The following is a 14,524-nucleotide window of genomic DNA, read 5'->3' on the forward strand; positions in this document are numbered from 1 at the left end:
CTCCTTTTTATATCTTTTGCTCTTGTACTACTATTTCTTGACTCATTTGACAAGTTGAACATGTACCAACATGGATACATTGATGTTGTTTTGAAGAATCGGAGACTCCATCAATTAATTGAGCATCATTTGCTTCAATATACGGAGAGTAGTCGCCATAATAATCGACGACTTTTCCAGCATCCTCAAGAGGTGCTTCACAATTTTTGCAAGTAGCTTCAAGTCTTTCTAATCCATTGCATATTGTACATATATACATGGTTTCCTCCAAAAGGGAGACGTTTTATCTCAACGTCTCCCTTTCATGTCAAAATGACATTACTGTTGCTGCTGTCCGCCACCAAATTGTTGTTCAGCCATAGTTACTAAACGTTTTGTGATTTCGCCACCAACTGAACCGTTAGCACGAGACGTAGAATCAGCACCAAGATTTACACCAAACTCTTGTGCAATCTCCACTTTCATTTGGTCTAGAGCTTGTTCTACTCCAGGAACAACTAATTGATTTGAATTGTTAGTTGCCATTCTTAATCACCTCCTGTACCCCATATTGTGAACAGAAAGATGATCTATATGCGTTTATTATATTAGCAATTTTTAGAAATAAAGATTATTTAGGATAGGTCATTTCTTCAGGCTTAATCCACTCTTCAAATTGCTCTGCAGTCAATAACTCAAGCTCTATTGCTGCTTCTTTTAATGTTGTATTATCTGCAAAAGCCTTTTTAGCAATTTTCGCTGCATTTTCATAACCAATATGAGGATTTAAAGCTGTTACTAACATTAAGGAATCATTAAGATTTTTTTCAATCTGTTCATGATTTGGCTCTAAACCTACAACACAACGATCATTGAAAGAAAGCATACTGTCTGCTAATAATTGAGCAGATTGCAAGAAGTTATAAGCAATCACTGGTTTAAACACATTTAACTCAAAGTTACCCTGGCTTGCTGCAATGCCGATTGTTGCGTCATTACCCATTACTTGAGTGGCAACCATTGTAATGGCTTCACTTTGCGTTGGATTGACTTTCCCAGGCATAATAGAGCTTCCAGGTTCATTAGCAGGGATCGTGATTTCACCAATACCACAACGCGGACCACTTGCTAACCAGCGAACATCGTTTCCAATTTTCATTAAATCAGCTGCAAGACCCTTTAATGCACCATGAGCATAAACTAACTCATCATGACTTGTTAAAGCATGAAACTTATTTGAGGCCGAAATAAATTCTTTTTCAGTATATTCGCTTATCTTTTTCGTTACACGTTCTGAAAATTCAGGATGAGCATTTAACCCAGTCCCTACAGCAGTCCCGCCAATTGCTAGTTCTTTTACGTGCGGGATACTATTTTTAATCATCGATTCGGTTTTTTCTAACATCCGATGCCAACCACTAATTTCTTGGCCTAATGTTAAGGGAGTAGCATCTTGCAAATGTGTTCTACCTATTTTCACTACATCTTTAAACGCTTCCATCTTCTCTTTTAAAGTCTTCTCTAAAGTGGACAGTGCTGGTAAAACGACTTCTTCTAGCTTACGAACAGCTGCAATATGTAAAGCTGTAGGATACGTATCATTAGAACTTTGCGATTTGTTGACGTCATCATTAGGATGTAAAGTCAAATCACTGTTTTTCTCACTTAACCATTGGTTTCCAACATATGCAATTACTTCATTTACATTCATGTTGGATTGTGTACCGCTTCCTGTTTGCCAAACAACTAACGGAAAATGATCATATAAATCTCCTGCTAAAATTCTATCAGCAGCATATGTAATCGCTTCTGCTTTTTCTTTTTCCATAAGGCCAAGTTCACTATTCACGATTGCTGCACTTCGTTTTAGAATAGCGAATCCTTCAATAATTTCCTTTGGCATTGTTTCGTTTCCAATAGGGAAATTCTCTTTACTTCTTTGCGTTTGTGCACCCCAATACTTATCATTAGCTACCTTCATTTCCCCAATAGTATCTCGTTCGATACGATAATCCATATTTCCTTTCTCCCCCTTTAGACATTTTCTTCTTTATTGTATCAAAAAAACACCTAATACGTGTATTAATTCATAAAGAAAAACTTGGATTATCGCCAAGTCTTAATGGAGAAAGCCTTAGTTTTTCTTATACTATCAACCATAATAATTTATACTTTCTGATAGTACAACAAAAAATAGTGGCACATGCCACTATTTTGTATCAACATATGGTAGGCCTGTGCGAAATAATCCTTTTGTCTCCATTCCGCCAAGACCTTTTTCTCCTGTCATCGTATTTTTTAATACTTCATATACGTTGATTTTATCCATAAAGGGTGTATATGCTACTTTTGCTACCACATAAACAGGATCTAGTGCATGTATATTCACTCGATCTGGTGAACTGGCGAAATTGGCTCCAGCTCTAATTAAAGATTCGAAGTGTGATTGACAAGCTCCTGCAAAAATGACTAGTTGATCTAGGTGCGATGTCCAATTTCTTGCAATTCGAACAGCTTCTACAAAATGTTTTGTGTTGCGATAAGCGGATAATTCTTTTTTCGATCCTTTAGACTCAGAATAAGCATCATGACCTGTAATAACAATAATATCCGGTTGGATTTTCTCAATATACTTTTGCATCTCAAAAGGCAAATCACTTTCTGGTACATATGCCCCGTGTACTTGCAGTCCTAATCGCTGATAAAGTTCAATACACTTTTTTAAATAAAGCCGATCACCATCTAAATGTAATACCTTTACTGGTAGTTGGAATCGTTGAACGTTTCTCGGTTCTTTTTTTTTATGTTCGATATCTTTTTTATCTTTCATTAACTGATAATCCTGGCGAAATAGTCGATAGGAATATTCTTCTTTTTCTTTTATTTCTTCTTGACGTTCTCTAATATCCTCTTCTGGCAGGATACGCACATCATCAATAGGTGCATCTGCTTCTATACGTAAATCCTCCCCATGGAGTAAAACCGTTTCATTTGATATATTTTTCACACGAAACACGATATCATGCTCGTATGAATAGCGCGTCACAAGCATTCCTGTTGTAAGCTTCACTGAACCACCTCACCTAAGACTAAGCTATTATAGGCTATGATGGAAAGAATCTTTTGGTGCATGCATCAAGCAATCCCTCCTGGTATACCAGAAGGGATGCATATTTTTCTTTATTAAGGATATAGACCGAAGAATTCTTCTAAAGTCTGCTGATCTTGATAAATATCACCTGCGATATTTTCACCAACATAACGTAAATGCCAAGGCTCATAGCTATATCCGGTAATCTCTTCTTTGCCTTCAGGATATCGAATGATAAAACCATGTTCATGTGCATGATCAGCTAACCACTGTCCTTCATCCGTTTGAATGAAGCTTTGTTCTAAAACAGCCGTTAGTGCTGCAGAGGCTACATCCATCGCTAATCCTGTTTGATGTTCGCTTGTTCCAGGCTTTGCCGAAAAACGATCTGCATGCTCCTGTCCATAATGCGCCACATTATTTTCGTAAATTTGTTTTTGGCGCTCAAAGGAACGATAGCCAGATACAGCTACAAGATCCAGTCCATCTTTTTTCGCTGCATTAAATAGCTTTTCTAATGCATCTGCTGCTTCTTTTCTTAATAATCTCTTTGGACTCCCTTCTTCGGCATAGTACGATACATTTGCTTCAACTAAATTTGGTGGTTGAAATCCCGCTGGTACACTTCGTTGCTTATTAACGATCACCTGAAGACTTGTCGGATTATCTACCACAATTGGTTCGTCAGTTTGTTGATTTTGCTCTTTCTGTTGACCGTTAGAATCTTGATTTTCCTGATTATTTTCTTCACCCGAATCATTTTCCGATTGGTTATTGTCTGTATTGTTTTGATCATTTTCTTGTTCTGAATCTTTCTCTTTAGGACTGTCATCTTCTTCCTTTTGTTCGGGATCTAAAATCTTATCTGGTACTTCTTTATCGTTATTTTCAACATTACTTTTATCTTCTTGTGGACTAACGAAATAATTTTCTTCACATCCGATTAGTAATAACCCAGCTATGAAAATAATTCCCCATCCATACATGAGTTTTTTCATACTAATAATCCTTTCAATTTATAATATTCCGGCATTTCCCACTATAACATAATTCAGAAAATAAACATATAGGTGATGATTGGTGTCCACTAAAAAACCCCGCCATTAAATGACGAGGTAAAAGGATATATTCGTGTGATAAACATTTCATTGTTAACTTATTTTTATGATTCCCAAACATAATTTTGGTACTCTTCACTTAATTCCTTAAATTTTGTTTGATCATTCTGGTCTATCGATTCATTTAATTCTTCTTCTAAGCGTGCCTTATTCCAATGAAAACACAACTCATCTAGTACAAGCTGTGATGCTAATTTCAATTCATAAGGTATTTCTCTTCTCGCATTAATTCTTTTTCTTGCAGTACCTTCAAACGACTTTAAACGATAAATCACTTTTTCTTTCTTCACGAGCACGCCTCCTTTAACTTTCTATCAAATCAACCAGTTTAGAACACCTATTTAATGTGTTATTAAACTCTTCCCATATAAAACAACTTCTAAACCTATTTTTATATTTTTTATTTTATATGTCTCAGCTTGAATAATTGTGAGGGGCAATGTCCTAGAATAAGAAAAATAAAGAAAGACTTCCATCATCGGGGGTTTTTTCATCCCCCATTAAATAATGTGTTAGCTTGTAATGTGTAATCATGCTATTAGGTAGACTTTTCTAAATGAATTTTGATAAGCTTAGTAATGGTAAATCGATGCGTTTTTTTACTAACAGATAATATGGAGGCTTTTTCATGGATCAATATAATAAGTATAAAAAAGGTGAAAAAGGTGCTTGGTTAAGTATCATTGCTTACCTTATATTAGCTATTCTAAAATTAAGCATTGCCTCAATCGGGAATTCCTCTGCATTGTGGGCAGATGGGCTAAATAATACAACAGATATCATTGCCTCCGTAGCAGTTTTAATCGGCTTAAAAATTTCTCGTAAGCCCCCTGATGAAGATCATCATTATGGCCACTTCCGAGCAGAAATGATTGCCTCTTTATTCGCAGCTTTTATTATGGCCTTTATTGGTATTCAGGTATTAGTGGATACGGGCAAAGCATTGATAAACGGTCAGTTTGAACAGCCTGATATGCTTACTGCCTGGACAGCCCTTTTTGCAGCGTTTGTCATGTTTGGCGTTTATTTATATAACCTTAGACTTGGGGAAAAAATCAATAGTTCAGCTTTAAAAGCCGCAGCACAAGATAACAAATCTGATGCACTTGTCAGCATTGGAGCATTTGTAGGGATTGTTGGGGCACAATTACAATTTTTTTGGTTAGATCCATTAGCAGGAGCAATTGTTGGTATTATTATATGTAAGACAGCTTGGGATATATTCAGAGAAGCTACCCATACTTTAACGGATGGCTTTCATCCCAATGAAATAAAACTGATACAAAAAAGCATTGTCCAGCACCCTGATGTATTAAAGCTGAAGGAAGTAAGAGGACGCAAACATGGAAACCAAACTTTAATTGAAGCAACAATATATGTTGACCCATCATTGACCGTTAAACAAGGACATGATATTACCGATAACATTGAAGACATGCTATGGACCAAACATAATGTACCACACACACATATTCATATAGAACCATATCAGAAAAATTGAAGGATTGTGGTCCTTTTTAGGATCACAATCCTTCTTTTTCTAATTGATCTAATTGGTGGATTAATTGTGTTATATCTTTGAAACCATAAGCTGTTTCCTGGTACGTACCATAACCAATTGTTGTTTGTTCTTGTTCAATTTTTTTTGCACCGAGCTTTAAATAAAACTGATGTGTTGGATTGTTCGTTAATACCCATATTAATAGTGAATGATAACCTAGTCTCTTCATTTCATTTGAAAACGCTTTTAATAATAGCGCCCCTAAACCTTTCCGCTGATGTGTTGGTAATAGATAAATAGCAAAAATTTCCCCATCATAGCCAAATCGCTCTGTTCTTTCTTTTCCTCCTGAAATAAACCCAACAATTTTTCGATTTTCTTCCACTACCATGACGGGTTGTTGCTCTTTAGGCATTTTTAAAATAGTTTCCCAGAGTATAGTACGATTTTCCACCGTACTATTTGACATATCCTGTTCATTAATTAAATCTTTATACGTATCTTTCCAGCTACTTACATGTACCTCAGCGATAGACTTTGCATCATGGATATTTCCTCTTCTTATTTGATACATGTTCGACACCCTTTACTCTACTCATTAAATGGTAAAAAATAAAACAGTTAAGATCGCACTAAATACTACAAGAATAACGTGAACGCGAAGCCATGACAATAGAATTGCCACTCCTCCTGCAGCGAGTGCCACATAAGGCCTATCTGGAGTCACTGATAAAATTCCAGGAAAAATTAACGCACCAAGTGCAGCATATGGAATGGCTTGTAACCACTTATTCACCCATTCTGGAAACTGCACTAAATCTACAATATAAGCAGGAATGACTCGAGGAATAGCTGTAACTAATGCCATTCCAAGAATAATGAACCATGTCATGCGTTCTCCTCCTCTAAAACAAACACTCCAATAAGACCGCCAACTAGCGTACCGACAACGATTCCCCATCCCTGTCCAATTTCTGGACTAAGAAGAAAATTCGAAACCATGGCGGTAGCACTAATCCAAATAATACGCTTCTGTTTCCGAACAGACGGTACTAACAGTGCTATAAACATAGCATATAGAGCAACTCCCATACTTTGACTTAATGCTTCTGGTATAATCTCTCCAAGTATTCCACCAAGGAATGATCCAAAAACCCACGATAAATAAGAAGTCAAAAATATGGTTCCATAAAAATAATAACCATAGGATTGATTTACCTGTTTACGATAAATGGATGAAACAGAAAATGTTTCGTCAGTTAAACCTAGTGCAAGTGGAAATTTGACTTTCAATGAATAATGCTTAATTTGATTAATAAAGGATAAACTCATGACAAAATGGCGAAAATTCAGCACAAAAGTGGCAATAATTATTTCCATTGCACTGACCCCGAGCCCTATCATCCCTGCTCCCATAAATTGGGCTGCCCCAGCAAATACGAGCAGGCTCATGCCAGTAATCTCTCCTAATGACAATCCTGCTTGTTTTGCTAAAACGCCATATGCGATAGCAATCGGTAAATATCCAATGACAATCGGAGATCCAGCTACAAAACCATCTCGGATTTGCATCTTTTTTTCTTCTTTTTCTTCATAATCCATTTTACTAGTTAACCCTTTACTTATAAAGACTCATCATCTTGATCTGTTAAGATCATTGGACCTTCTTTAGAAATTACAATGGTGTGTTCATATTGTGCTGATCTTCCCCCATCTGTTGTGCGAGCTGTCCAGTTATTATCATCCATTTTACTTTGCCAAGTCCCCTCGTTAATCATTGGCTCAATGGTTACAACCATTCCTTCTTTCAGACGAGGGCCTTTTCCTGCTATACCAAAATGTGGAATATGTGGATCTTCATGAATAGTCGGCCCTATTCCATGTCCTGTAAAGTCGCGAACAACGGAGAAACCTTCACCCTCTGCATATTGTTGAATAGCATGTCCAATATCCCCAATACGTTTTCCTGGCATTGCTTGTTCGATTCCCTTATATAAGGAGTTTTTTGTCACTTCTAATAACTTTTTGGTATCTTCGTCTGGCTCGCCAACTACATATGTCCATGCAGAGTCCGCTAATCCTCCATTGAGATTAACCACCATATCAATGGTTACAATATCTCCTTTTACTAACTGTTCATCTCGAGGAAAACCATGGCATATTTCATCATTGATCGATGCGCATGTAGCATATGGGTAACCGCTATAACCTTTTTGTTCCGGGGTTGCACCATGGTCTGCTAGAAACTTCTCCACGAAATCATCAATCTCTTTTGTTGTTACCCCTGGTTTCATTCTATTCGAAATTTCTTTATGGCACTTTGCAAGTAGCTTACCTGCCTCATGCATCATTTCTATTTCACGTTTACTTTTTCTTGTAATCATTCCTAACTTCCTTTCTTCCCTCAACCATTGTATCTTCATAAATTTTATCATATTTTATAGAAAGTTGTGCAAAAAAACAACTTAAACCCTTAGGAAAAATTCCGACAGGTCCCAAATACCGTGCAAATGAATAGGGAAAAAGCTGGCGATAATAATCGCCAGCTTTTTGGTTTCTACTTATCTGCTTCTATCTATTAATTAGTAGCCGCCGTATCCCCAAGAAGCACCGATAATAATTAATAGAATAAAAAGCACCACGATTAGCGCAAAACCTGATCCGTATCCATATTGTTGTGCACCCATCATTTATCCCTCCTTATCATTCTTACACTTATAAGGTATGTTAGAGAAGGAGGATTGGTCCATTTATTTGAGTAAAATGGGTGATCACCTAATTACAGTAAATCCTTCACACTATAGTATTTGCCATTCTCAAGAGATTCCTCATCATCCAAACGATCTACTAATACAGCAGCAACAATATCGGTATCCCGTAATTTATGTTCTGATTTGTATGCTTTAAATTTTTCTACATCTACAAATTGACTGGGATTTGCTGAACGAATTTCTCCTTGCATATCTGTATCCATAATACTCGGATCAAATAAAACAATTTTGTTACCTGTATTTAACTGAGCTTGTTCAATGGCAACTGTGTCCGTATACCTATCTAGTCCTGCCTTCGTGCTGCAATAAGCATTCCATCCATAAACGGAACGATTTGCTGCACCTGAAGTGACATTTGCAATGACAAGCGGTATGTTTTGATCACGCCATGCGTCTAACCATAAATTCGTTACAATTATTGGCGATAATAAATTAACATGTACATGATCCACAAGTTGAGATGTGGACTGCTTCCCTGCTTGTTCAATTGGCGATACAAGTGCCGCATTTTGAACTAAATGCAGTGAATCTAACGGCTTCTCTTTTAAATGTTCAATAATCTGTTGAAAGGTATGCTCTGTTTCATCTAAGTCAGATAAATCCACATGATAATGGGTATATGTACCTGGCAAACCGGCTTCTTTTAATGATGGATTATCATGTCTTGCTAAACCAATAACATGAAATGACTTTTCCATTAACAATTTAGCAATGGATGCACCTAAGCCTTTTGAGGTCCCAGTAACCACTGCATATTTCACTTAAAACACCTCACCTGTTTATTTTTGAGCCTTGTCTAAGGCTTTTTCCATTGTTTGTATAATATCAGACACATCTTCGATACCAACAGATATTCGAACCAACCCTTTCGTAATGCCTAATTCATCCTGAGTTTCTTTTGGCAATGCTCGGTGTGAAGTGCCAATTGGATAGGATACTGTTGTTTCAACGCCTGCTAAAGTTGCCACAATTTTAATCCAATCTAAGGATTCAAAAAAGATTTCCTCATCCGCTTTACCTGTTATATCTATAGTTACGATGGCACCATTTCCTTTTTCTGAAACATATGTTGGATAATACACTTTATCAACACCAGGATGTTTGCTCATAGCTTGGGCAAGCTGCTCTGCATTTTTTACATGACGCTCCATACGAACACTTAATGTTTTTAATCCACGTACTGTTAACCATGCCTCAAACGGGCTTAGATTGGCACCCAAATTGACACATTTCTTTCTAGCAACTTCAATTAACTCTTCATCTCCTGAAAGTGCACCTGCAGTGATATCACTATGTCCACCTAGATATTTGGTTGCACTATGTACCACTAGATTTGCACCCTTATCATAAGGCTGTACTAAATATGGTGTAGCAAATGTATTATCTATCATTAATTTTAACTGATGCTTTTTTGCAACTTGCGCAACACGATCTAAATCCTCCACACGGAGCAAAGGATTCGTGATCGATTCTGTATACAATAACACCGTATTATCTTTCATGTGAGATTCAATATCCTGTTCAAATGGAATAAAACTTACCTCAATCCCAAAGTCCGTCAGTTCATTTGCTAAAAGCTCATATGTTCCGCCATATAAATCAGTGGAAGCTAACACATGGTCTCCTGCTTTTGCTACAGATAAAATACCAACCATAATAGCTGATAATCCTGAAGAAGTAGCGATGCCATCAGGTGCGCTTTCTAATTGCGCCACAGCTCGGCCTAATTCATCCGTGTTGGGATTACCAGTTCTTGTATATAGATAATCTCGATCTCCAGTGAAAAAGTTTTCTATATCCTGTAAATTTTTAAATGTAAAGGCTGATGTTTGATGAATTGGTGTTACTTTAGCAGGAATCCCTTCTGTTCTTTTCATTGTTACATGTACAGACTTTGTGTCAAATTGATGTCCCATAATCCTCTTCCTTTCTTCCCTTTACCTTTTATATCTATTTCTATCGGCAATTTCTACATTAATTCTACTTTAACGTAAACTTCTACATTTTCCAACTGTGAAATATAAAAAATATAGATAAGCTGCAATGTGATAAATGTATTCGACTTATTACGCAAAGCGATAATAAACTAAAATAAATGTTGCCAGAACAAAGATAAAGTTTAGAAAAACAAAGATAAACTGATCTATTTTCGTTTTATGCATTTTAATCGGCGGATGGTAGAAAGAGACTCCTTCAATAATAAATAATAGTAATACAATATGAATCATAGCATGGCCAATGATTTCAGTCATACCGAATAATAAACTGGTCATAATAAAAATGACAGTAACAACTAGTCCTAAGATACGATTTAATATTCCTACGACAAGTAAGTAGCCGACAACAAATTCGACAAAAGCGGCCATGACAATAAAGGTTTCCGGATCAAAACCAAATGTCGGTACGTGATGATTTATCACAATATCTAATGTCATGGAAGGATAAACCCACTTTTCAACGGCTACCCAACAAAGGCTCAGTCCTGTACCTAAATATAAAAACGGAAATCCCCAGCCTTCGTATTTTGACTTTCCAATCAACAAAACAAATATAATAGCTAAATAAAACCCGTAATCCAACATATAAAACCAGCCGAAATCAGACCAAACCGTAATAAACAACCCAAGCATTAAGACAGCAGCGACTTTCGTGGATATATGGTGTGGGATCAATAATCCTATAATAATCGCAATCATAACAGTCATTTGCCAAGTTGATGTTATTTCAAATTCTGGAGCAAACATAGAGCCTGACATCACTTGAATAATAAAAGCAAGAGCTGTTCCATATTTTAATATTTTACGTGAATACTTTCGAAACTTATTCAACCATTGATCAAGATTTCTAGCATAAGGAATCTTTAAAAAATGATCCATTACTTGAGAAAGAATTGCTAAAACAATGGCAACGATGATGGCAAACACTATAAAAAAGGGAGATAAAATTTGTTCTATTGGAACTTTCTCCGGTTCTACTTCCGCAAACCATTTCACATGAGCGTACGCCGTCGCAGGCGCAGCAACTAACAAAGAAATAATAAATGTGATAAAACCTTTTTTAAAAAGAAGCATAAGCTTGTCTCCTTTATTCAACATACTACAATCACTATAACACAACACCAGTTACTCCTACGATAAAGGCTGTATCATAAAAGGGCTGTACTCATCTATTGATAAGACAGCCCTTTTTATCATAATCTATTTTATGATATTAATGCATAGCAGCATGGCCTGATGTTAGTACCCAAATAGATCCAAATACGATAACTAATGCTAAGAATATACTATAAACCATATTGACGACATTGATCATACCTTCTTTGCCTTCTGTTACGTGCATAAACATAAATAATTGAATAAGTGCCTGAAAGATAGCTAAAATACCTATCACCCATACAATCACTGTTTTAGAGAAATCAGTATTAAAAGCAACAAAAACAGCAAGTAAAGTTAGTGCAATTGAAAGGACAAAACCAATCAGATGATTCCACGGAAAATGATTTGTTTTGGTACTCATTTACATCACCATTCCTTTCAAATACACGAAGGTAAAAATAAAGATCCATACTACATCTAAGAAGTGCCAATAAAGACTAGCAATAAAAAATTTACTAGCGGTTTTTTCTGTAATGCCGCGTCTTGCTAATTGAATTAACAACAGACTTATCCAGAATATCCCGAAGGTTACGTGTGCCCCATGAGTTCCTAATAATGTGAAAAAGGCTGCGGTAAATCCACTCGTTTGAATGGAAGCTCCTTCGTGCACATAATGAATAAATTCGTTAATTTCCATATATAAGAAGCCAGCACCTAATAATAATGTCACAATCGTCCAAACCATTAACCCGGTTTTATGGTGACTTCTCATCGAATGAATCGCTAATCCACACGTAAAACTACTCGTTAAAAGCAAGAAGGTTTCAATTAAGACATCTTTTAAGATAAAGATATCTTGACCAGTAGGCCCTCCTGCTGTGTTATGCTCGAGAACAAAATAAGAAGCAAATAGTGTGGAGAAAAGGACAATTTCAGCACCTAAGAAAACCCAAAACCCTAGTATATTCATTTGACTTTGTTGAGTTTTATATTCTAATGGCATATTATTTGCATGTGAAGTCATTGTAAATCACCTCTCCACTCTCGCTCTTCATCGGCTAATTCTTCAACAGAAATATGATAGCCGTCATCATAATCAAAGCTGTTCGCAACTAACCCTACAACAATACCGATTGATGCAAGAATTGCGAGTGTAAACCATTCAAACACTAGGAAAAATCCAACTACACCAAAAACAACTGCTAAAAAGATAGGTGTCCAAGAATTGCTCGGCATGTGTACTGGCTTTAAGTCTGATTTTTTCAACCCTGTATTCCCCTCTTTTTTCATATACCAATAGGCATCTAAACGATCTACCTCTGGTACTTTTGCAAAATTATAATGTGGTGCAGGAGAAGCAGTAGCCCACTCTAATGTACGGCCATTCCATGGATCATTTCCTACATCGCGTGATGCATATCGAAAGCTCCAGTAAATGTTATAGCAAAGTGCAGCAAAACCTGCTGCTAGAATGATTGAACCAATAGCTGAAAAACCTAACCATCCAGCCCATCCTGTGCTCGCTGAATAAGTGTACATACGACGAGACATGCCATCTAAACCAACAAAGAACATTGGCATAAACGTCATATTAAATCCAATGACAAATAACCAGAAATGCCATTTTCCAATTTTTTCATTCAATTTAAATCCAAACATCTTTGGCCACCAGTAATAAAGACCAGCAAATACTGCAAATACAACACCTGGAATTAAAACATAGTGGAAGTGTGCCACTAAGAACATTGTGTTGTGATATTGATAATCAGCAGCTGCCATTGCAAGCATGACACCTGTTACACCACCAATCGTAAAACAAGGAATAAATGCTAATGACCATAGCATCGCAGTAGAAAATTCGATTCTACCTTTTCGTAACGTGAACAGCCAGTTAAAAATCTTCACCCCAGTAGGGATCGCAATCATCATAGTTGTTAATGAGAAAATAGAGTTAACTGCTGCACTATTTCCCATTGTATAGAAATGGTGTACCCAAACAAGCATACTTAAAAAGGCAATACCAGCAACAGCATACACCATGGATTTGTAACCATACAGATTTTTTCTTGCAAACGTAGCAATAACCTCTGAAAACATCCCGAATGCTGGTAAAACTACAATGTATACTTCTGGGTGTCCCCAAAGCCAGAATAGATTTAACCAAAGCATTGGATCTCCACCGTTTGCAACGGTAAAGAAATGTGTACCAAATAATCGATCTAATGTCATATAAGCTAAAGCAACCGTGAAAATTGGAAATGCTGCCACAATGATAATAGAAGTAATAAATGTCGACCAAACAAATATAGGTAATCTCATCCAAGTCATGCCTGGTGCACGCATTTTAATAATCGTCACAACGAAGTTAATCCCTGTTGCTAATGTGCCGATACCGGCAATTTGTAAAGCTATGGCATAATAGTTGTTTCCAACCCCTGGGGTAAATTCCTTACCTGCTAGCGGAAAGTAAGAAGTCCATCCAGCATCAGGGGATCCACCAATGACAAATGAAACGTTAAATAGCATAGCTCCTGCAAAAAACAGCCAAAAGCTTAATGCGTTTAATTTAGGAAACGCAACATCACGAGCTCCAATTTGCAATGGAATCACAACATTCATTAAACCAATTAATAACGGCATCGCCATAAACAAAATCATTATGACACCATGTGTCGTAAAGATTTCATCATAGTGCTGTGCATCTAAAAATTCTAATTCTGGTCTAGAGGTTTGTGCTTTCATTAAGAGACCATCTACTCCACCTCTAAAGAACATTAAGACTCCAGAAATAATGTACATAATACCGATTTTTTTATGGTCAACCGTTGTAAACCATTCATTCCACAACCATTTCCATCGTTTCAAATACGTAATCAGTGCAATAAGCCCGATCATGGTTAATCCTATAGCAATTTGAGATGCTAAGATCAACGGATCACCTGTTACGAAAAATTCATCTAATGACATGT

The 14,524-nt window shown here is 36.6% G+C and carries 18 protein-coding genes; 1 reads left to right on the forward strand and 17 read right to left on the reverse strand.

The genetic code is table 11. The features are described from left to right. Positions 1-7: 7 nt before the first annotated feature. The 6 genes from GHD00_RS05550 to GHD00_RS05575 form a co-directional block, all read right to left on the reverse strand. Positions 8-259 carry a hypothetical protein gene (locus tag GHD00_RS05550; RefSeq protein WP_163537152.1) on the reverse strand — a complete coding sequence of 84 codons (252 nt, stop codon included), beginning with the start codon at positions 257-259 and terminating at the stop codon, positions 8-10. Positions 260-318: 59 nt separating this feature from the next. After that, positions 319-525 (reverse strand): alpha/beta-type small acid-soluble spore protein, encoded by a 207-nt coding sequence (locus GHD00_RS05555; protein ID WP_163537153.1) that lies wholly within the window; start codon positions 523-525, stop codon positions 319-321. 85 nt (positions 526-610) lie between these two features. Next, positions 611-1,996, reverse strand: a complete 1,386-nt coding sequence (gene fumC / locus GHD00_RS05560) for a class II fumarate hydratase (protein WP_163537154.1) — start codon at positions 1,994-1,996, stop codon at positions 611-613. Between the two features lie 192 nt (positions 1,997-2,188). Next, positions 2,189-3,049, reverse strand: a complete 861-nt coding sequence (gene yabG, locus GHD00_RS05565; protein WP_163537155.1) for a sporulation peptidase YabG — start codon at positions 3,047-3,049, stop codon at positions 2,189-2,191. A gap of 113 nt (positions 3,050-3,162) precedes the next feature. After that, positions 3,163-4,068, reverse strand: coding sequence for a M15 family metallopeptidase (locus tag GHD00_RS05570; protein WP_240468603.1), 906 nt, complete (start codon positions 4,066-4,068; stop codon positions 3,163-3,165). Between the two features lie 164 nt (positions 4,069-4,232). Then, a complete protein-coding gene (locus GHD00_RS05575) occupies positions 4,233-4,478 on the reverse strand; it encodes an IDEAL domain-containing protein (RefSeq protein WP_163537156.1) in 246 nt (81 codons plus the stop codon). A gap of 338 nt (positions 4,479-4,816) precedes the next feature. Between GHD00_RS05575 and GHD00_RS05580 the strand changes: the two genes are divergently transcribed. Further along, positions 4,817-5,689: a cation diffusion facilitator family transporter gene (locus GHD00_RS05580; protein ID WP_163537157.1), complete on the forward strand. Its 873-nt coding sequence runs from the start codon at positions 4,817-4,819 to the stop codon at positions 5,687-5,689. Between the two features lie 22 nt (positions 5,690-5,711). Here the strand turns inward: GHD00_RS05580 and GHD00_RS05585 are convergent, their stop codons facing one another. From GHD00_RS05585 to qoxB, 11 genes are all read right to left on the reverse strand, one after another. Continuing rightward, positions 5,712-6,263 carry a GNAT family N-acetyltransferase gene (locus tag GHD00_RS05585; RefSeq protein ID WP_163537158.1) on the reverse strand — a complete coding sequence of 184 codons (552 nt, stop codon included), beginning with the start codon at positions 6,261-6,263 and terminating at the stop codon, positions 5,712-5,714. 24 nt (positions 6,264-6,287) lie between these two features. Continuing rightward, a complete protein-coding gene (locus GHD00_RS05590) occupies positions 6,288-6,581 on the reverse strand; it encodes an AzlD domain-containing protein (protein WP_163537159.1) in 294 nt (97 codons plus the stop codon). Then, positions 6,578-7,291, reverse strand: a complete 714-nt coding sequence (locus tag GHD00_RS05595; protein WP_163537160.1) for an AzlC family ABC transporter permease — start codon at positions 7,289-7,291, stop codon at positions 6,578-6,580. Before GHD00_RS05595 ends, GHD00_RS05590 begins: the two co-directional genes overlap by 4 nt. Before the next feature lie 20 nt (positions 7,292-7,311). Continuing rightward, positions 7,312-8,073, reverse strand: coding sequence for a type I methionyl aminopeptidase (map, locus tag GHD00_RS05600; RefSeq protein ID WP_163537161.1), 762 nt, complete (start codon positions 8,071-8,073; stop codon positions 7,312-7,314). 198 nt (positions 8,074-8,271) lie between these two features. Continuing rightward, complete coding sequence (locus tag GHD00_RS05605) at positions 8,272-8,376, reverse strand: YjcZ family sporulation protein (protein WP_089741197.1); 105 nt, start codon at positions 8,374-8,376, stop codon at positions 8,272-8,274. Positions 8,377-8,468: 92 nt separating this feature from the next. After that, the gene (locus GHD00_RS05610; RefSeq protein WP_163537162.1) at positions 8,469-9,221 is read right to left on the reverse strand and encodes an SDR family NAD(P)-dependent oxidoreductase; all 753 of its coding nucleotides are present in this window, start codon (positions 9,219-9,221) and stop codon (positions 8,469-8,471) included. Between the two features lie 18 nt (positions 9,222-9,239). Next, the gene (locus GHD00_RS05615; RefSeq protein ID WP_163537163.1) at positions 9,240-10,376 is read right to left on the reverse strand and encodes a trans-sulfuration enzyme family protein; all 1,137 of its coding nucleotides are present in this window, start codon (positions 10,374-10,376) and stop codon (positions 9,240-9,242) included. A 150-nt stretch (positions 10,377-10,526) separates the two neighbouring features. Then, complete coding sequence (locus GHD00_RS05620; protein WP_163537164.1) at positions 10,527-11,531, reverse strand: DoxX family membrane protein; 1,005 nt, start codon at positions 11,529-11,531, stop codon at positions 10,527-10,529. Positions 11,532-11,670: 139 nt separating this feature from the next. Beyond that, the gene (qoxD, locus tag GHD00_RS05625) at positions 11,671-11,976 is read right to left on the reverse strand and encodes a cytochrome aa3 quinol oxidase subunit IV (RefSeq protein WP_163537165.1); all 306 of its coding nucleotides are present in this window, start codon (positions 11,974-11,976) and stop codon (positions 11,671-11,673) included. Beyond that, positions 11,977-12,579, reverse strand: coding sequence for a cytochrome aa3 quinol oxidase subunit III (gene qoxC / locus GHD00_RS05630; protein WP_163537166.1), 603 nt, complete (start codon positions 12,577-12,579; stop codon positions 11,977-11,979). It lies immediately after the preceding gene. Then, the gene (qoxB, locus tag GHD00_RS05635; RefSeq protein ID WP_163537167.1) at positions 12,576-14,522 is read right to left on the reverse strand and encodes a cytochrome aa3 quinol oxidase subunit I; all 1,947 of its coding nucleotides are present in this window, start codon (positions 14,520-14,522) and stop codon (positions 12,576-12,578) included. The genes qoxC and qoxB overlap by 4 nt, the downstream gene beginning before the upstream one ends. Between the last annotated feature and the right edge of the window lie 2 nt (positions 14,523-14,524).

The organism is Gracilibacillus sp. YIM 98692 (genome assembly GCF_010993965.1).
GTDB lineage: Bacteria > Bacillota > Bacilli > Bacillales > Amphibacillaceae > Gracilibacillus.